The sequence below is a fragment of the Cysteiniphilum marinum genome (assembly GCF_014857925.1).
In the GTDB taxonomy this organism is placed as follows: Bacteria; Pseudomonadota; Gammaproteobacteria; order Francisellales; family Francisellaceae; genus Caedibacter; species Caedibacter marinus.
The window spans coordinates 73,794-90,893 of sequence record NZ_JACYVZ010000005.1; the positions used below are offsets into that span (position 1 = coordinate 73,794).

Sequence of the window (17,100 nt, forward strand, 5' to 3'; positions counted from 1 at the left end):
ACTTTAACTTCAATGGTTGCAAGGTTTTCTTAGAGTCTCCCCGTCGCACCAAATAATCATATTATAACGCCTCAAATTATCTCATTATCATCTTTAATGCCTTGCTTTATAAGGCTTTACGTGTTCATAACGTTTTATGGTATCTCGTAAGGACTTGCGTTCAAGTGTTTACTTATAGTGTCTCTGATTTAGCCGTCACTTAGTGAGTATATCTAATCAATCAGTGCTATTGACTGATAAATAGATCTTAATCAGCAAAAATTTATGATCAGATTGTGGTGGATGGTCTTAAATACCATGAGATTTTGATGTCTTTAATGGCAAAATCCCATAGTTTAATGAACAATCTGCTGAGCAGTTACTTATTTTACAGTATTTAGTGTTGATCATTTGGCGAATGCTTTTTTACCGATATCTTTGCGGTGATATTCATTCTGCCAAGTAATGCTATCTACTAATTTATAGGCATGATTATAAGCTTCTTCGATATTGCGACCTAACGCAGTAGCGCAAAGTACGCGACCACCGTTGGTGACAATACTTGCCTCATCACGTTTGGTCCCAGCGTGAAAGACTTTGCTATTGGTGTCATGAATTTGATCAAGTCCAATAATGATGTCACCTGTATTATAGTGATTAGGGTAGCCATCAGCTGCCATGACCACGCCTAGGGCTGTGCCTGGATTCCAGTGGGCTTCATATTCGTCAAGCTCTTCATTTAATGCGGCAAATGCAAGTTCAACTAAATCAGACTCTAAGCGCATCATAATAGGTTGTGTTTCAGGGTCGCCAAAGCGGCAATTAAACTCCAGTGTTTTAATTTCGCCATTTGGCATAATCATGAGTCCGGCATACAAGAAGCCCTTGTAGGCTTCTCCTTCATTCTTCATGCCATCAAGGACAGGCTGAATAATTTGTTGCATGACTTGTTGGTGAATTTTATCAGTGACGATAGGCGCTGGCGAGTAAGCACCCATACCACCAGTATTCGGACCTTTATCACCATCATCACGTGCTTTATGATCTTGTGAACTTGCCATAGCTAATGCATGTGTGCCATCACACAACACAATAAAGCTTGCCTCCTCACCATTTAGGAACTCTTCGATAACAATCTCGCAACCGGCATCGCCAAAGCGATTTCCTTCAAGCATGTCTTCGATCGTGCTTTCGGCTTCATCCATGCTTTGGGCAATAACAACTCCCTTGCCTGCAGCTAAGCCACTAGCTTTGATAACAACAGGTAAACTCATTTCTTTAAGATACATCTTGGCTTTGTCAACTTCGGTGAAGTTTTGATAGCGCGCTGTTGGGATGTTGTACTTGGTCATAAAATCCTTGCTAAAGGCTTTAGAGGATTCCAGTTGTGCACATTGCTTTTTGGGGCCTAAGCAATTTAAACCATGCGCTTCAAATTCATCGACAATGCCAAGGCTAAGAGGTAATTCAGGACCGACAATAGTTAGTTCAATTTCATTATCTTTGGCAAAGTTTACTAAATGTGGAATATCAGTCACCGCAATGTCAATATTGCTAACCTTGGCTTCATATTCAGTGCCAGCATTACCAGGGGCGACGTAGATATGTGTGGCATGCTCAGATTGAGCAAGTCTCCACGCTAGCGCGTGTTCACGACCACCATTACCAATAACTAATATTTTCATGCAGGATTCCTTCGGCATTTCACTTACAGACTTTAAGTGCTTGTTAGTATACCTGCCATAAACCATATTACAATGCTTCTTGTCTTACCTTTTGACTGTAAAGTAGCGCATAATCATTTGCTGCAATTAAGATGTGCTGTACAATTGAGCAAAATTTGTGAGATGAAATAGATAAGGGATGATGTGAAGCATAATCATAATTCAAAACATAGCGTACTTATCATGGCAGGAGGAACTGGTGGACATATATTTCCAGCGTTAGCGGTAGCAGATGAGCTTAAGCGTCAAAATATCGAAGTCTCTTGGCTTGGTACTGAATATGGTCTAGAGACTAGACTGGTCGGTGAGCGTTATCCACTGTTTTATCTATCAGTTCGTGGTGTGCGTAAAAAAGGCATGTTAAAAAAACTGAGTTTACCCTTTAGCTTAAGTTATGCAGTTTTGCAGGCGATGCGTGTTATTCGCAAACAAAAAATTAAAGTGGTTATTGGTTTTGGCGGTTATGCCGCAGGACCTGGTGGTCTAGCAGCGCGCCTTATGCGTGTGCCTTTAATCATTCATGAGCAAAATGCGCGTCCAGGGATGACCAATAAGACACTCGCTAAATTTGCGCGTAAAGTTTTGTGCGCTTTTCCAACCAGTGCCTTTAAAACAAAGTCAAATATTGAGGTGATTGGTAATCCGATTCGTGATGAAATTAAGGTGTTGCATGAGCAAAAGCATGATTTTTATAAGCATGTATTAAATGTTTTGGTATTAGGGGGGAGTCAAGGGGCTAAGATATTAAATGATGCAATGCCAGAATTTGTGCGTGACTTACCAAAGGATGCTTGCGTTAATCTATGGCATCAAACAGGTGAGAAAACCTATGAAGAGACCAAGGAGGTCTATAATTCGTTAGCTTTTGATTATAAATGTGAGCTTAAAGTTGAGCCTTTTATTAGTGATATGGCTGCAGCTTATCAGTGGGCAGATATTGTTGTTTGTCGTGCGGGCGCTCTAACTGTTTCCGAGGTGGCTTGTGCCGGTGTGCCTGCTTTCTTTATACCTTTTGCTCAAGCGGTAGATGATCATCAGTATCATAATGCGCAATTTCTAGTTCAGGCGGAGGCAGCAATTTGTATCCGTGAGCAGAATTTTAATGCACAAAAGTTAATGGCTTTTGTGCGTGCAATGGACATGAACCGTGCCGAGCTTGAGAAAATGTCAAATCATGCAAAGGGGGTTGCAAAGTTAGATGCGGTTGAAAAAGTTGTAACAGAGGTGAAAAAATATCTTGCTGTTTGATTGGCGTTAGGTATTTAGAAAAAGTACGTGACTTCAATGAGTGGAAGTAAGTAAGCCAGTTTAAATCAAGAAATTAATTTATGCGACAAGATGACTCAATTGAACTTGAGCTGTTAGCGATTCTTGCCGCATTAGATGCTTTTTTACATTGGGTAAAGCCTTTTTCATAATGATTGTATCGCTTAAGTTGTGATTAGACATATAATCACGTATTTGTAGTGGTAATTTAGTCTGAACTGTTTGCTCAAAACCACTGCACTCAAGATAGTTGGCACCAAACTGTGTAAATGCATATAACACATCACAATTAAACTTATCAGTAAGCGCTTCAATGTGAGCGAGTAATTTCGCTGCAATTTTTTGATTACGATGTGCTTTGTGTGTTGTTAATGCTTTGACAATCATAGCATTGTGATAGATTTCAATGTGAGCAACGCCGGCCAGTTCGTTGCTCTTGGTAAAAAAGCCAAAAAAGAGCTGTCTTGGGCTAAAAAACCATTCAGCATTAAAAAAGTTTACATCAGCAAAAAGTTGTTGAACTTGTGATTGATGTGCTTTTGTTAGTGCTTGAATCGTCATAAAGCGCTCCTTAAGTATTAGCTTTTTTGCTTTGTGGTTGTATGAATTTTTGTTTTATTTCGTCAGGTAGCACTTTTAATGCGTTAGAACAACGCGTTACGGTGCTAATGCTGACCCCGAGATTCTTAGCAATTTCACGCTGAGGCTTTTCACCTAATATCATAAGCTCTGCTAAAGCATAGCGATTAGATATTTGATTTTTTTCCTCGAGTGTGAACAAAAAATCCAATAATTTTGTCATTTCAGTTTCATCATTTGTCTGTTGTAATAATTTAACTAAGTTTTTCCAGTTGGATTCCATGATCATGCGACCAAATTTTTGTATTAGTGTAACGATACATGTGTGGTTGTGATCTGTCCAGATAAAATTAGTGAAATTTAGAAATTAATCTAGTATCGCGGATTCGTATAATAAGCGCTAACAGTATTTGAATATCTTAACTAATGCATTTAGAATAACCAGCACTAAATTGTGGTATAGTGCGCTTCACTTGAGAGTGAAAGTAACTAAGCTATTCATGATCAAATTGATTAAGACTTAGAAGAAAAAGAAAATAAAAAGGTTTTGTGCATGAATATAGAGCTTGCAAAAGAGAATATGATCAAACAGCAGATACGTACCTTAGGTGTGCCGTATGGTGATTTGCTCAGTGTGATTATTGACACCCCGCGTGAGGTTTTTGTTCCTAGTAATTATAAAGAGGTAGCCTATTCAGAGGTTGAGATTCTGCTTAATCACCATCAATATGAATTGACACCACAAACAGTGACTAAAATGCTACAATTGCTGCAACCTAAAAAGCATGAAAGAGTACTTGAGCTTGGCTGTGGTAGTGGTTATTTAACTGCACTTTTGGCAAAGCTTACCAAGTTGGTTGATGTGGTCGATCCACATGAAGATATGTTAAACCATGTCAAAAATGCATTAAAAACGATAGGCGTTTACAATGCTAAGTATCATGTGAACAAAGAAAATAATGTAGATGGTTTAAACCAGTTGCTGCAAGAGCATAATGTGTTTGACTTAGTGATTGTTAAAGAGATGCAAAAGTCAGAGCCTACGGATTATCTAAAATATCTCGCTGCCAATGGTAGAATGTTGTACTTTCTTGAAAAAGATAGCTATGCTAAGGCTGTTTTGGTACAAAAGAATGCAGATGGATCTTACCAGCAAATGTCAACCTTTGATGTTTATAAGTCAGTAGGGCAAATAAGGCAAAAATTGCAGGATGAGACATTTCAATTTTAGGTAATAATGATAAAAGGTTAGGTAAATAGATGAAAAAAATCACCATAATGATGAGTGGATTGCTTTTTTTGGGATATGCATCAGCAGAGCCTGTAGATTCTGTGGCAAAAACACAAACAACTACTACTGCAGCGGATGTGTCACAAACACAAGCGCAAAACCTATCAGGTATTTATCAGTTAGCGCAAAAGCAAAATGCGCAATACTTGGCGGCTGAGGCGACATTTAAGTCTACTCAAGAGGCAGTGCCTGCGGCATTAGGCGCCCTTTTGCCCAATATTACGCTAGGCTATAACGCGCAAGGCAATTACAGCTCAACTGCTGATGCATCTACAGGAGCTAAGTCAAAATACTTTACACAATCACCAAGCTTAACGGCAACGCAAGCACTTTTTAACTGGGGCGCTTGGGGTGGTTATAATTACGCAAGTTATCAGGCAAAAGCTGATGCCATTACCTTTGTCATGGCGCAAGCAAGTTTAATTACCAATGTTGCCAGTGCTTACTTTGCAGTATTGCAAGCACAAGACAATCTAGCGTATGCACAAGCAAACCAATCATGGAACAAAGAGCTTTTAAGCCAAACACAAGAGAAATATAAGGTTGGGTTATCTGCCATTACGGATGTTCAGGCAATTAAAGCACAATATGAACAGGCTGTAGCGGCGACAGTTCAGGCAAAGAATGATCTGGCAACATCTTATGCCGCATTAAGCCAAATTATCGGTCAACAAGTTACCTCAGTTGAAAACTTAAGTACTAAGTTTCCATTTGATAAACCCGATCCGGATAATATGGACAAATGGCTAGATATTGCCTTAAAACAAAACTATAACATCGTTCAGAATCAGTTCCTTTTAGAAGCTGCTAAGGCCGGCGTTAGTGGTTTGTGGGGTAGTTTCTTGCCTGCAGCAACATTGACGGCCAAAGCATCACGAGCGTTGAATTATCAAAATACTAATTACACCTCAGCAAGTAATAATGCATCTGTTGGTGTAGGTGTGTCTTGGAATGTGTTAAACGGTGGTAGTGATTATGCGTCATTAAAACAGCAGCAATATACCAAAGAAGCATCAAAGTATACTTTATTAGAAGCCGAGCGAGAGACTGAGAGCCAACTAAAAACAGCTTATTTGACGGTGTTATCTGATATTGCACAAGTGGAAGCTTATAAGCAGGCAGTTATTGCGGCAGAAGCGTCTGTGAAAGCAATGAAAGCAGGTTATGAAGTTGGAACGCATACAATTGTTGATCTATTGCAACAGCAACAGCAGCTTTTCCAAGCGCAGCAGCAATATGCTCAGGCGAAATACGCTTATATAAATGACTTACTAACACTTAAGAATACAGCGGGTGTAATTAGCTATAAAGATATCGATGCGATTAATAAGTGGTTAACGGCCGATAAAGTTTCGACTAAAAGCAGCAGTAAAATATGATGTTAACAGAAGGCATATTCTAAATGTCAAATAATAAAAGAGATGGCAGGCTGAGCTACATCGAAGTTCTTTTGGAGCGTATTGTTTTTGCCAGTCGTTGGATTCAAGCGCCGATTTATCTTATTTTAGTGTTAGTTCTTTTGGCATTTGTCTATCAAATGGCGAATGAAGTCTTCCACTTATTTACGAGTATCAATGCGCTTAAGCCACATGAGTTAATTGTACTAGGATTGACACTTTGTGATACTGTTTTGGTCGCAAACCTGATTGTTATTGTCATTATCAGTGGTTATGAGAATTTTGTCTCAAGAATTGATGTTGAGCATAAATCTGGTGAGCCAATTTGGATCAAGCGTCTATCACATACCGGAGTTAAGCTTAAAATCGCAGGTTCAATTGTAGCGATTTCATCGATTTCATTGTTAAAACAATTTCTAGATATTCCACAATTAACGAATCGTGAGTTACTGTGGTACGTTGTACTGCATTTGACGTTTTTAATCTCGGCACTTATTTTGGTGATGGTTGGGGTGCTTGAGAAGAAAATTAAAGAATAGACATGTGTGGTTAAGCGCTTGAGTACAAGGCTTGCCATTAAACATTACTGGATAGATGATGACAACAATTAAAAACCGCCAACAGGCAATCGTTGATGATTTTGACTTCTTTGATGACTGGAATGATAAATACGCCTATCTTATCGGTTTAGGCAAAAATCTTGAGCCATTCCCAGAGGATAAAAAAGATGAAGCGCACATGGTTAAAGGCTGTCAGTCGCAAGTGTGGTTTGATGCCATTTTGGATGATGGCAGGCTTACGTTTTATGCAGTTAGTGATGCAGCAATTGTTTCAGGCTTAATTGGACTGTTATTAAAAGTCTATAGCGGATCAACGCCAAAAGAAATTATATCATCAGATACTGATTTTATGAGCGAGATTGGTCTGGCAAAGCATCTCAGTCCCACGCGCAACAATGGACTGCATGCAATGATTAACTATATCTACGATACGGCACAGAAATATGTCGATGTTAGCGCCTGAGGTTATTGTTTTTAGACCTGAACCAAAAGCTTCTTTGCTGGTTGATACACTTTGTTTTCACGAAATTTACGCGTTGGCAGTTGAGCCATTCACAATTGAATATATTCCTTTTGAAATACCAACTGATATATATACGGATATTATTTTTACCAGTACCTATGCAGTAGAGTCATTTTTCAGTGCTGATCCTGATCAGGCAATAATTGCTCATGCGACTATTTGGGCAATTGGAAGCGCTACAGCGTTAGCCTTACATAAGCGTGGTGTCAAAGCGCACTATCCTGATAAAGCCGATTCAGAGTATCTGTTAGCAATCTTGTCAGATACTAATCAGTCGATAAGTGATCGCCATTTCCTGTTGATTAAAGGTTTAGGTGGGCGTGAATTATTAACCAGTGTCCTACAACAACAAGCGGCAAGTTTTTCACTGATCGATTGCTATGAGCGAAAAGCTTGTGATAAAAGGGAATTGCTAAGGAAACTGCAGCAGATTGATTGGTATAACAGATATCCTAGAGCTTTACTTTATACAAGCTTTGATGCACTCAAAGCTTCAATGCCCATTTTTGAGGTCTTCAGTGATTGGCAGCAAAAATGTACGGTTACTGTGACAAATAGGCGAATGTTGGACTGGGCTAAACGCCAAGGTTTTGTTAAATTATATCTGTTAGAGAATTTAACCCATGATCAGCTTGTAGCACAGATCATTAAGCTGAGATAAGAGGATGTGACAGCATGTCAGAAAAAAGAAGCCACGAGGATCACGACGCTGATTTAGCCGAAGCGACAGTTCATGCAAAGAAAGATAATGGAAGCTTGATCGCTGACAAATCTAAAAGCGAGGGTGAAGCGCTCAAGAAAGCCCAGAAGGAAAGTAAGATAAGTTGTTGGCGAGGCTATGTTGCTATTGTTATTGTGGTATTTGTGTTTGCGGTTTTAGGTTTGGCTGCGAGCATGTTCGCACTATATAAGCAGCAAAGCTATAACCAAACGTTGCAAAAACTTGAATCAGTGGTGACAAAACCCGTTAAGACAGATAATACAGCAGCGAAGCTTCTACAAAGTAAATTAGATGCGCAGACGGTAAAACTTGATAATCAAGCCAAGATGATCGATGATCTTAAAGCAAAGCAAGCAAGTCAGCAAAGCACCGTGACTGAAGCGCTAAAAGCCAATCAGCTTAATCAAGTACAACTATCACAAAATGTCGCACAACTAAAACAAAGCTATTTGCTTCCTAGTTCAGAATTAAGCCAACAGATCCAACAAATGCATAAACAAGCTGTTGTTATCAATCTGCAGTTTGCCAAACAAGCTTGGCAAGTTTTAGGCAGTAAAGCGCAAAGTTTATTTTTCTTAAATCAAGCAAAAACTTTATTGATGAATGTTGATGGTGCGGCGAAATGGATGCCTGCTTTGGATACATTGATGACGCAAATTAATAATGAACCAAGCATTGATGAAAGCTTAGCTAAAATTAATAAGTTACAACAATTACTATTAAGCTTACACATTCGGTCACCATTGACTTTGGTTAAAAATAATCACTCAGACAATAATGATGTCAATGACATGAATCAGGAGAATAATTGGCAGAGTGCGTTATCACATTCGTGGCAACAAATGAAATCACTTATCCAAGTTGAGAAAATCAAACCACAAGATCAATTATTATTAAGTCAACATGCACAAATGAAAGTTTTAGCAGAGCTATACCAACTGATTTGGCAGTTAAAACTTGCGGTGGTTAATAATAACGCACAGATGCTTTCTGAAGTGAAAGCACAGTTTAAACAAACACTAGAGCAGTATTTTAAAGCGGATGATTCAAGCAAGAAAATGATGACTGTTTTAGCAGCAATCAAGGCGGTTAATACCGATGCGATTAACAGCGATATTGATGCATTGACTCATGCAATATTAAAAGGGGACAGTCTTTCAGGTAAAGATATTCCTACAACTCAAACCAAAGGTAATCAGCCATGAAAAAAATTATCTGGTTGGTACTGATTTGTGCATTAGCCGTATTGATTAGCTTATGGGTGGTTGCTAACCCTGGTGTTGTTGCATTTTTTGTCAAAGATACGTTAATCAAATTACCATTATGGCTTTTTGTGGTATTGATCGTCGCACTCTTTTGTGTGCTTGGACTGTTGTACCATCTCTTAAGGCTTGTGTTGTTGAGCCCCAAAGCGTGGTGGCAAGGTTTGCGTGTACGTAGGCGTGATAGATTGACTTATAAGTTGGTTGAAATGCAACGAGCATATTTATTAAGAGACCATCATCTATTGGAAAAAAAATACACGTTAGCAAAGCTCAAGATGCCTGTAGTGGGCGATGGCTTGGTGATGTTGTATTGGCAAGGTTTGTTAGCACAAGGTAAATATGGGGAGCTGGAAAGTATTTTGCATGCGTCAAGTAAAGCCAATAAAAAGACATTTGTTTGGCGTTATTATCAAGCAATGGTTTTTTATAAAGTCGAGGCATTTGATGAAGCGATGCCCTTGTTGCTTGCATTAATCAAAGACTCACCAAATAGCATTGAAATTATTGAGGTGTTAATCAATAGCCAGTTGGCTGAAAAAAGAATTATTGATGCGAAAAACACACTGTTAAAGCATCAGCGCGTTTTGTCATCATTAACGATTGATAATGCATTTCAGCAGTTATTTAGTCATGCTATTTCCTTACGTGATTTAAATGAAATCTGGCAGAGTGTGCCACGGATACATAAGCTGACGCTTGATGCAGAGTATGCATACTTCAATCGTTTATATAGCTTGGTGCCGAAGACCGAATTTAAAGAGCGCATGCAAAAGCGCTTACTTGCGTCATTTGATAAACCATTGATTAGCTTATATTTAGAGCTTGCAAAGGATAATGCTGCCTATGAGTTTGTGCGGTCATGCTGGCTTAAACAGATAAAGCAAGATGATCAAAGCTTGAATATCTTAATCATCAGTTTTGCCTTGATTTATCAAGATGATGATTTTATTGCTGCAAACTTATCCAAAGTGCATGAAAGTGCTTTAACGGTCCCTGAGCAGTTGAAATATCTATTAGCAAAAGAGCGATTAGCCTATAAGCAATCGATGCCAAATCAAGCGCAAAAATACCGTGCGCTGCGTGATCAACTATTACTGGAGCATTTATGATATATGTTAAACGTTGGTATTTAAATAACCCACTTAGAAATTATAACTATCTTCTTGTTAATGACGCTAATCATAAAGCTTTGATTATTGACCCGACAATGGCGGCGCATTATGAGCAGTTTTTAAATGAACAAAATATCGAGGCAGAAGCGATTTTACTTACGCATGATCATGGTGATCATATCGCAGCAGTAGCAGCACTAAAAGCAAAGTACAATATCCCTGTGTATGCGCATTTTGAGCATTACCGTGGGCATCCAGTTGATCATTATGTCAAAGATGGTGAGCAATTGAGTTTTAATACGGCAAATTGTCAGGTGATTACGTGTCCTGGGCATATTGCTTCTCATGTTAGTTTCTATTTTCCAGAACAAGAGCTTCTTTTTTGTGGGGATACGATATTTACCGCAGGTGTTGGTAATGTCAAAGATAGTACGGCAGATGTAGTGCGTTTATATCACAGCATTGAGAAACTTCGATCACTGCCTGAAACAACAAAGCTGTATCCGGCGCATGATTATTTTGAAAATAATTTGTCTTTTGCGCAATCCATTCAACCGCAAGATGATTATTATCGTCAATGGTTTGACAAAGTGACAAATATAGCACCTGAGGATAAACCGATTACAACACTTGCTGATGAGAATCAAATGAATATTTTCTTTAGAGTCAATGAAGATGAACTTCAAGCAATACTGCGCCAAACCAATGCCAATATCATCGATGCACAAACAGCCTTTTGTGAGTTAAGAGCGCGTAAAGATGTCTTCTAAAACTTTGGATAAATATCAATTAACTGATCTTTTGGAGGTCATGTCAGCGCTGCGTGATAGAGATAAGGGATGTGCGTGGAGTCTAGAGCAAACCTGGCAAAGCTTAACAGAGTATACGATTGAAGAAGCCTATGAGTTAGTCGATGCAATAGAAAATCACGCAACAGATGCAGTGAAATATGAGTTGGCTGATTTGTTAAACCAAGTGATTTTTTATGCGCAAATTGCTAAAGAACAATCACTATTTGATCTTGAAGATATTGTTGATGCATTAACGCAAAAGTTGATTGTTCGTCATCCGGATGTTTTTGCCAAAGGGAATATCAAAGATGTTGAAGCCTTAGAGCGGCAATGGCTAGATATAAAGCGGCGTGAACGTGGCAAATTAAACAGCGAGCTTGATGGTATCGCCTTGAATCTTCCAGCATTAACCATTGCCAAAAAAATGCAAACCAGAGCATCAGGTATTGGTTTTGATTGGCAGAAAATAGAGGATGTCTTTGCCAAGCTTGAAAGTGAGGTAGATGAGCTTAAAGAGGTGCTATTGCATGATCAACACAAAGCACAAGAGGAGCTTGGTGATCTTCTTTTTAGTTGTGTTAATCTGGCAAGACACTTAAAAGCAGATCCTGAAGCGTTAATGCGTCAAGCAAACCAGAAATTTGCCAGACGTTTTCGTGGCGTGGAAGCTGTACTCAAAGCGCAAGATCGTAGTATGCTTGATACAGATGCTGATGAGCTAAACAGGTTGTGGGAGTTGCAGAAACAAGCTGAGTGAAGAATATTTCAATTTAATCGTCATTTTCGGGAATTTAAGCTTGGTTCCATTCGTTAAAAGAAATTCGCCGTAATTTCCTTTGGTAATTTATGTAATCATAATACAATAAAGCACCTATTTTACTTAAGTTTGAAAGGATCTTGTGTGTCCAATAATTTGTCTTTTTGGCATTTGGTGTTAAATGCTGACATCGTTGTGCAGTTAATTATCTTAATCTTAATTGTAGGCTCTATCTGGTCGTGGGCGATTATGATTCAGCGTTATCAGGTGTTAAAGTCTGCCAAAACCGAAGCAAGAGCTTTTGCTAAGCGCTTTTGGTCAAGTGGCAATATCAATAAAGTCTATCAAGAGTTACAACATAATAAACACAAAAACCAAGGATTATCGTATCTTTTTAGCTGCGGTTTTCGTGAGTTTATGCGTTTACGTAAACAAGGAGCATTGCATGGTGATGTTGTCTTAGAAGGTGTTGAACGCTCGATGCGTGTAGCAATGATGCAAGAAAGTGAGAAGCTTGAGCATCAGATTTCATTGTTAGGCACGATTGGCTCAATTGCACCTTATGTTGGTCTGTTAGGAACTGTGTGGGGTATTATGGCATCGTTTACCGCCTTGGGCGGCGTTGAACAAGCGACTTTATCGATGGTGGCGCCACATATTGCTGAAGCACTTATTGCCACGGCTTTGGGGCTATTTGTAGCAATTCCTGCAGTGGTTGGTTATAACCGTTATTCACGCTTGGTCGATGGGGTTTTGCTTGAGTATGAAAACTTTCAAGATGAGTTATGTACTTTGCTTTATCGTGAAGCGTATAAATCTGAGATAAGCGAGGAAGCATAATGCGTCGAAGAAACTCGCGTCGCACCAAACGTAAGGCCATGGTTGAGATTAATGTCGTTCCGTATATCGATGTCATGTTAGTGTTGTTAATCATTTTTATGATTACGGCACCGATGTTAACCCAAGGTGTCAAGGTTGATTTACCACAAGCACAAGCCAAGAAAATCCCACCTTCTGATCAAAAACCATTGATTGTGACAGTTAATCAACAAGGGCAATATTTTATAAATCGCAATGAAGAGCGAAATGCATTAACGGCAAGTCAGTTAAGTGAGTTAGTGGGCACGACTTTAGCGCAAGATAAAAACAAGCAGATCTATGTGCGTGGTGATAAAAATGCAAGCTATGGCCAAGTGGTTGAAGCGATGGTGTTGCTACAAAAAGCAGGTGTGGCGAGTGTCGGATTGGTTACTGATGATCCTAAAGAGTAAGCGACGTATTTATGACCAATAAGTCGAAGCAATCAAACAAGTTTAATCAGCTAAAGGCATGTATTAAGCGGCTTTATGTGGCTGCAACGGCAACGCCTGAGCGTTTGAGCTTTTGCTATTCTATTTTGCTGCATGTGGCATTAGTGATTGGCTTAATTATCATAGCCAGTGTTTTGCAGACAAAAAAGAACACGCTTAATTTTGCAGGAGGTCGTACTGTTGTGACTTTGAATAGTAAAGAGATTGTTCAGGCAACGGCGATTTCCAGTGAAAGTGTCGATCAGCAAGTGGCTCGATTTGATCAAAGGCAGCAACAACTAAAACAAGAAAAGCTTGCTAAAGAACAACAACGTCAGCAAAAGATCAGAGCGATTGAAGAGAAGATTGCAAAAGCACATGCTGCTGAGATCAAGCGTCAAGAGCAATTGAAAGCGGCAGAAGCTGCCAGACAAAAAGCATTAGCAGAAGCTAAGTTAAAAGCAGAGGCAGAGGCGCGTGCTAAAGAAGTGCAAAAGCAAAAAGCTTTAGTAGAAAAAGAAAAACAGGAAAAACAGGAAAAAGAGTTAAAAGCGCAACAAGAGGCTCAAAAATTAGCCCAAGCCAAGAAAGCTCAAGCAGAAAAAGAGGCAAAAGAAGCTGCATTGAAAGCACAAGCTGAGGAAAAGGAAAAAGCAGAAAAAGCAGCAAGAGAAGCAAAGGCAGCTGCAGCGCGTAAAGCCGCGTTAGATGCCTTAAGGCAATCTGCTTTAAATGATTTAAATGCGCAAAGTGCGGAGGCTCATGCGCAAAATGCAACAGAGAAAGCACTGCAAGACTACGCTAGTGCTTATAAGGCGCGAATTGAAGCGGTGTGGATAATGGATGACTGTCGCAAAATAAGTGCAGATCATTTACCAACAGTGATGGTTACTCCAGGGAGTAATCCCACGATTTCAGTTTCTAGCGGTAGTACGCAGTGTGATCGCTCATTACTCTTGGCATTTAAGAATGCACAAGCGCCAAGCTTGCCGCAAGATGCGCGCGCAAGAGAGCTTATTGCACAAGGTATTGATTTTAAATTTGGACAACAAGGGTAATAAATATGCGCAACATGATACGAATATATTGGCTGCTTTTTTTAACATTGATAGTGACCTGCTCAGCGCAGGCGCGTTTGACCATTAATATTACTCAGGGAGTGTCTTCGCAAATTCCTGTGGCAGTGATGCCATTTAATGGGCAAACGATTAAAAATAGTCAGCTGCCAGATGGCATTGCAGCGGTTATTGCTGATGATCTTCGCAATTCTGGGCGTATTGAATCACAAACATCGGGCTTCCCACAACAGATTGATAATGTACAGCAGATCAACTGGTCAAAATGGTCGGCAGATTATGTATTTATAGGGCAGATTGATAAAAACAATGGGCATTATAATATCACCTATGAGTTAGCCAGTAAGCTCAGTGGTAAGGTATTAAGTGCGCGTAAGTTTACTAACCTTCAAGAAAGTCAATTGCGACTATTAGCCCATACCATTAGTAATTATATTTATGAGGCGATTACCGGCAGCAAAGGTTATTTTACCTCAAAATTAGCTTATGTTGACGTTGAGAATCCTTATAATGCAAAAAGGGCCGTTTATCAGCTTGTGGTGTCTGACTATGATGGCTTTAATCCGCATGTGTTGTTACGTCAAACCAAAGAACCAATTATGTCACCGACATGGTCGAAAGATGGTAAATATCTTGCCTATGTGAGCTATCACAAGGGTGGCATGGCAATTTATACGATTGGTGTGTATAGCGGTGAGCGTAAGAAAGTTGCGAATTATCAAGGGATCAATAGCTCGCCCGCATTTTCACCGAATGGCACAACTTTGGCAATGGCGCTATCTCAAGGTTACTCTGAGAATACCAATATTTACTTAATGAATTTAAATAATGATAAGTTGTATAAGAAATTGACTTTAAACGGTATTAATACCGCGCCAGCTTTCTCGCCAACAGGCAAAGAGATTGCTTTTGTCTCAAATCGTGGTGGTAATCCACAGATTTATACAACAGCTATTAATAGCAAATATCCATCCTCAGAGCGCTTAACGTATGGTGCAAAACAGGCGTTTGATCCGCAATATACGCCAAATGGTCAAAGTATTGTGTTTATGTATCAAAAAGACAGTGGTTCAGGTACGCAGATTGCCAAGGTCGATTTAAGAGATAAGAAACTTACGGTGTTAACGCATGGCTCAATGGATTCATCACCGAGTGTATCACCAGATGGCAATATGGTTATATATGCACAAGGTCAACCTTCAGGAGGTGCGAATCTGGCGATGGTGTCGATTGACGGCAAGGTTCAAATTAGCTTACCATCTAACACACAAGGCGCCATTCAATCACCGGCATGGTCACCGGCTGTTTAATGGTGTGATTTATAAAAGACAAATCGAATAAAGAAATAATGAAAAGCTTAAGGAAATACAATGAAATTAAGAATTAAAAAGTCGACTTCACTGGCAGCAGCAGGCGTTTTGTCAGTATTATTGATCGCAGGATGTGCTTCACAACGCCAAGCACCGATTGAAGGTATTGGTCCTGAGGGCAGTGCGGGCATGTCAGCGCATGGCAGTGGTGTAGAGATGAATGCTTTAGGACAAGCAGGTAGTTTAGATAGTCAGAGTATTGCAGATTTACAAAGCCAAATTGCCAATATTGGACAATATACGCCAACACAACAACAAGCAATGATTGCTGCGTTAAATAGTATGAGCTCATGCAAGATAGTTTACTTTGCCTTTGATAGCACGGCATTAACTAATGATGCCAAAACATGTCTAAATCAAGTGGCGAGTTATTTGTTGGAATATAACCAGCCACTGCGCTTGGCAGGGCATACTGACCCAAGAGGAAGCGAGAAATATAACCTAAATCTTGGTCAACGTCGTGCGGATAGCGTGCGTCAATATTTGTTGCAACAAGGGGTTAATGGCAATCAGTTATGTACGGTAAGCTATGGCAAATCGCAACCTGTGGCAGCGCCTTCACAGTTCTATGGTGAGATGACAAAAGCCAAAGCACAGCAGCATGCCTATTATTTGGATCGACGTGCTGAGCTTGACTTTGGACAAACTTGTGGTTAATGCATATGTTTCTTAGATTTAAGAAAACCAAAACTCTTGGTATGAGCATATTGGCAATTACTCTCCTGCCTAGTGTCAACTTTGCAAGTGTTGAATCAGATATCCAAGCATTGCAATTGCAAACAACTAAGTTGAATAATCAGGTGCAATATTTGATAAATCAACAAGCTAATGCAAAGAATCAAAACTTTAGTCAGACATTAGATGATTTGCGCGGCAAGATTGAGGTGAATAGTTATAAAATAAGCCAACTAAATGATGTGGTATCAACGAAGCTTGCAGCGTTTGAAAAAGAGCTTGAAAGCTTAAAGGCTGAAGTGAATAAACCATCGCCCAAAGAGCTTAAGTTGCAACAAGATAATGCAGCCTTTGATAAGGCAAACAAGGCGCTATTAGCCAAGAACTATAAAGATGCAGAAGGTTTGTTTAAAAAGTATCTCAAAGCATATTATAATGGGGAGCACTACTCAGAGTCGTTGTATCTACTTGGTCAAATATATCTTATTAATGGTGATATTAATGATGCTTATACACAGTTCAAAACAATTGTGACTCGTTATCCAAAAAGCATTAAAATTGCTGATGCGACTTATGCCTTGGCATTATTGGAATTAAGCAAAGGTAACATGAAGACTGCCAAAACCTATTTACAACGCGTTGTTGACAAATATCCACATGCGGATGTGGCAGACAAAGCAAAAGCACAGCTTGGTAAATTAAAGTAAGCATATACATTATATAGT

General features: G+C 39.4%; 19 protein-coding genes. 16 read left to right on the forward strand and 3 right to left on the reverse strand.

Going from position 1 to position 17,100, the window contains the following annotated elements; translation table 11 throughout:
* Positions 1 to 386: 386 nt before the first annotated feature.
* Positions 387 to 1,664, reverse strand: coding sequence for a phosphoribosylamine--glycine ligase (purD, locus tag IE867_RS04475; RefSeq protein WP_192483574.1), 1,278 nt, complete (start codon positions 1,662 to 1,664; stop codon positions 387 to 389).
* Between the two features lie 183 nt (positions 1,665 to 1,847).
* Between purD and murG the strand changes: the two genes are divergently transcribed.
* Positions 1,848 to 2,951: an undecaprenyldiphospho-muramoylpentapeptide beta-N-acetylglucosaminyltransferase gene (murG, locus tag IE867_RS04480; protein ID WP_192483575.1), complete on the forward strand. Its 1,104-nt coding sequence runs from the start codon at positions 1,848 to 1,850 to the stop codon at positions 2,949 to 2,951.
* Positions 2,952 to 3,029: 78 nt separating this feature from the next.
* Here the strand turns inward: murG and IE867_RS04485 are convergent, their stop codons facing one another.
* Positions 3,030 to 3,530, reverse strand: a complete 501-nt coding sequence (locus tag IE867_RS04485; RefSeq protein ID WP_192483576.1) for a GNAT family N-acetyltransferase — start codon at positions 3,528 to 3,530, stop codon at positions 3,030 to 3,032.
* Positions 3,531 to 3,540: 10 nt separating this feature from the next.
* The gene (trpR, locus tag IE867_RS04490) at positions 3,541 to 3,831 is read right to left on the reverse strand and encodes a trp operon repressor (protein WP_192483577.1); all 291 of its coding nucleotides are present in this window, start codon (positions 3,829 to 3,831) and stop codon (positions 3,541 to 3,543) included.
* Between the two features lie 270 nt (positions 3,832 to 4,101).
* On the opposite strand from trpR, the gene IE867_RS04495 reads away from it, so the two are divergent.
* From IE867_RS04495 to ybgF, 15 genes are all read left to right on the forward strand, one after another.
* Positions 4,102 to 4,779, forward strand: a complete 678-nt coding sequence (locus IE867_RS04495) for a protein-L-isoaspartate O-methyltransferase family protein (RefSeq protein WP_192483578.1) — start codon at positions 4,102 to 4,104, stop codon at positions 4,777 to 4,779.
* A 29-nt stretch (positions 4,780 to 4,808) separates the two neighbouring features.
* The gene (locus tag IE867_RS04500) at positions 4,809 to 6,218 is read left to right on the forward strand and encodes a TolC family outer membrane protein (protein ID WP_192483579.1); all 1,410 of its coding nucleotides are present in this window, start codon (positions 4,809 to 4,811) and stop codon (positions 6,216 to 6,218) included.
* 23 nt (positions 6,219 to 6,241) lie between these two features.
* The gene (locus IE867_RS04505; protein WP_192483580.1) at positions 6,242 to 6,775 is read left to right on the forward strand and encodes a TIGR00645 family protein; all 534 of its coding nucleotides are present in this window, start codon (positions 6,242 to 6,244) and stop codon (positions 6,773 to 6,775) included.
* A 55-nt stretch (positions 6,776 to 6,830) separates the two neighbouring features.
* Complete coding sequence (locus IE867_RS04510; RefSeq protein ID WP_192483581.1) at positions 6,831 to 7,259, forward strand: SufE family protein; 429 nt, start codon at positions 6,831 to 6,833, stop codon at positions 7,257 to 7,259.
* Complete coding sequence (locus IE867_RS04515; RefSeq protein WP_192483582.1) at positions 7,240 to 7,980, forward strand: uroporphyrinogen-III synthase; 741 nt, start codon at positions 7,240 to 7,242, stop codon at positions 7,978 to 7,980. Before IE867_RS04510 ends, IE867_RS04515 begins: the two co-directional genes overlap by 20 nt.
* A gap of 14 nt (positions 7,981 to 7,994) precedes the next feature.
* Positions 7,995 to 9,245 (forward strand): hypothetical protein, encoded by a 1,251-nt coding sequence (locus tag IE867_RS04520; protein ID WP_192483583.1) that lies wholly within the window; start codon positions 7,995 to 7,997, stop codon positions 9,243 to 9,245.
* A complete protein-coding gene (locus IE867_RS04525) occupies positions 9,242 to 10,414 on the forward strand; it encodes a hypothetical protein (RefSeq protein ID WP_192483584.1) in 1,173 nt (390 codons plus the stop codon). The genes IE867_RS04520 and IE867_RS04525 overlap by 4 nt, the downstream gene beginning before the upstream one ends.
* Positions 10,411 to 11,187 (forward strand): hydroxyacylglutathione hydrolase, encoded by a 777-nt coding sequence (gloB, locus tag IE867_RS04530; protein ID WP_192483585.1) that lies wholly within the window; start codon positions 10,411 to 10,413, stop codon positions 11,185 to 11,187. The genes IE867_RS04525 and gloB overlap by 4 nt, the downstream gene beginning before the upstream one ends.
* The gene (gene mazG / locus IE867_RS04535; RefSeq protein ID WP_192483586.1) at positions 11,177 to 11,965 is read left to right on the forward strand and encodes a nucleoside triphosphate pyrophosphohydrolase; all 789 of its coding nucleotides are present in this window, start codon (positions 11,177 to 11,179) and stop codon (positions 11,963 to 11,965) included. The genes gloB and mazG overlap by 11 nt, the downstream gene beginning before the upstream one ends.
* Positions 11,966 to 12,109: 144 nt before the next feature.
* Positions 12,110 to 12,805 (forward strand): protein TolQ, encoded by a 696-nt coding sequence (gene tolQ, locus IE867_RS04540; protein WP_192483587.1) that lies wholly within the window; start codon positions 12,110 to 12,112, stop codon positions 12,803 to 12,805.
* Positions 12,805 to 13,236: a protein TolR gene (gene tolR, locus IE867_RS04545; protein WP_192483588.1), complete on the forward strand. Its 432-nt coding sequence runs from the start codon at positions 12,805 to 12,807 to the stop codon at positions 13,234 to 13,236. The genes tolQ and tolR overlap by 1 nt, the downstream gene beginning before the upstream one ends.
* An 11-nt stretch (positions 13,237 to 13,247) precedes the next feature.
* Positions 13,248 to 14,312, forward strand: a complete 1,065-nt coding sequence (gene tolA, locus IE867_RS04550) for a cell envelope integrity protein TolA (RefSeq protein WP_192483589.1) — start codon at positions 13,248 to 13,250, stop codon at positions 14,310 to 14,312.
* A gap of 5 nt (positions 14,313 to 14,317) precedes the next feature.
* Positions 14,318 to 15,640 carry a Tol-Pal system beta propeller repeat protein TolB gene (tolB, locus tag IE867_RS04555; RefSeq protein ID WP_192483590.1) on the forward strand — a complete coding sequence of 441 codons (1,323 nt, stop codon included), beginning with the start codon at positions 14,318 to 14,320 and terminating at the stop codon, positions 15,638 to 15,640.
* A gap of 60 nt (positions 15,641 to 15,700) precedes the next feature.
* Positions 15,701 to 16,357 (forward strand): OmpA family protein, encoded by a 657-nt coding sequence (locus IE867_RS04560; RefSeq protein ID WP_192483591.1) that lies wholly within the window; start codon positions 15,701 to 15,703, stop codon positions 16,355 to 16,357.
* A 5-nt stretch (positions 16,358 to 16,362) separates the two neighbouring features.
* Positions 16,363 to 17,082 (forward strand): tol-pal system protein YbgF, encoded by a 720-nt coding sequence (gene ybgF, locus IE867_RS04565; protein ID WP_192483592.1) that lies wholly within the window; start codon positions 16,363 to 16,365, stop codon positions 17,080 to 17,082.
* Positions 17,083 to 17,100: the final 18 nt, after the last annotated feature.

What these genes read in the sequence shown, in the direction of transcription:
- IE867_RS04505 (WP_192483580.1), top strand. Translation starts at nt 6,242, where the DNA reads ATGTCAAATAATAAAAGAGATGGCAGGCTGAGCTACATCGAAGTTCTT.
- gloB (WP_192483585.1), top strand. Translation starts at nt 10,411, where the DNA reads ATGATATATGTTAAACGTTGGTATTTAAATAACCCACTTAGAAATTAT.
- IE867_RS04560 (WP_192483591.1), top strand. Translation starts at nt 15,701, where the DNA reads ATGAAATTAAGAATTAAAAAGTCGACTTCACTGGCAGCAGCAGGCGTT.
- IE867_RS04520 (WP_192483583.1), top strand. Translation starts at nt 7,995, where the DNA reads ATGTCAGAAAAAAGAAGCCACGAGGATCACGACGCTGATTTAGCCGAA.
- IE867_RS04495 (WP_192483578.1), top strand. Translation starts at nt 4,102, where the DNA reads ATGAATATAGAGCTTGCAAAAGAGAATATGATCAAACAGCAGATACGT.
- purD (WP_192483574.1), bottom strand. Translation starts at nt 1,664, where the DNA reads ATGAAAATATTAGTTATTGGTAATGGTGGTCGTGAACACGCGCTAGCG.
- IE867_RS04525 (WP_192483584.1), top strand. Translation starts at nt 9,242, where the DNA reads ATGAAAAAAATTATCTGGTTGGTACTGATTTGTGCATTAGCCGTATTG.
- IE867_RS04510 (WP_192483581.1), top strand. Translation starts at nt 6,831, where the DNA reads ATGATGACAACAATTAAAAACCGCCAACAGGCAATCGTTGATGATTTT.
- tolR (WP_192483588.1), top strand. Translation starts at nt 12,805, where the DNA reads ATGCGTCGAAGAAACTCGCGTCGCACCAAACGTAAGGCCATGGTTGAG.
- mazG (WP_192483586.1), top strand. Translation starts at nt 11,177, where the DNA reads ATGTCTTCTAAAACTTTGGATAAATATCAATTAACTGATCTTTTGGAG.
- IE867_RS04485 (WP_192483576.1), bottom strand. Translation starts at nt 3,530, where the DNA reads ATGACGATTCAAGCACTAACAAAAGCACATCAATCACAAGTTCAACAA.
- tolA (WP_192483589.1), top strand. Translation starts at nt 13,248, where the DNA reads ATGACCAATAAGTCGAAGCAATCAAACAAGTTTAATCAGCTAAAGGCA.
- IE867_RS04515 (WP_192483582.1), top strand. Translation starts at nt 7,240, where the DNA reads ATGTCGATGTTAGCGCCTGAGGTTATTGTTTTTAGACCTGAACCAAAA.
- IE867_RS04500 (WP_192483579.1), top strand. Translation starts at nt 4,809, where the DNA reads ATGAAAAAAATCACCATAATGATGAGTGGATTGCTTTTTTTGGGATAT.
- tolB (WP_192483590.1), top strand. Translation starts at nt 14,318, where the DNA reads ATGCGCAACATGATACGAATATATTGGCTGCTTTTTTTAACATTGATA.
- ybgF (WP_192483592.1), top strand. Translation starts at nt 16,363, where the DNA reads ATGTTTCTTAGATTTAAGAAAACCAAAACTCTTGGTATGAGCATATTG.
- trpR (WP_192483577.1), bottom strand. Translation starts at nt 3,831, where the DNA reads ATGGAATCCAACTGGAAAAACTTAGTTAAATTATTACAACAGACAAAT.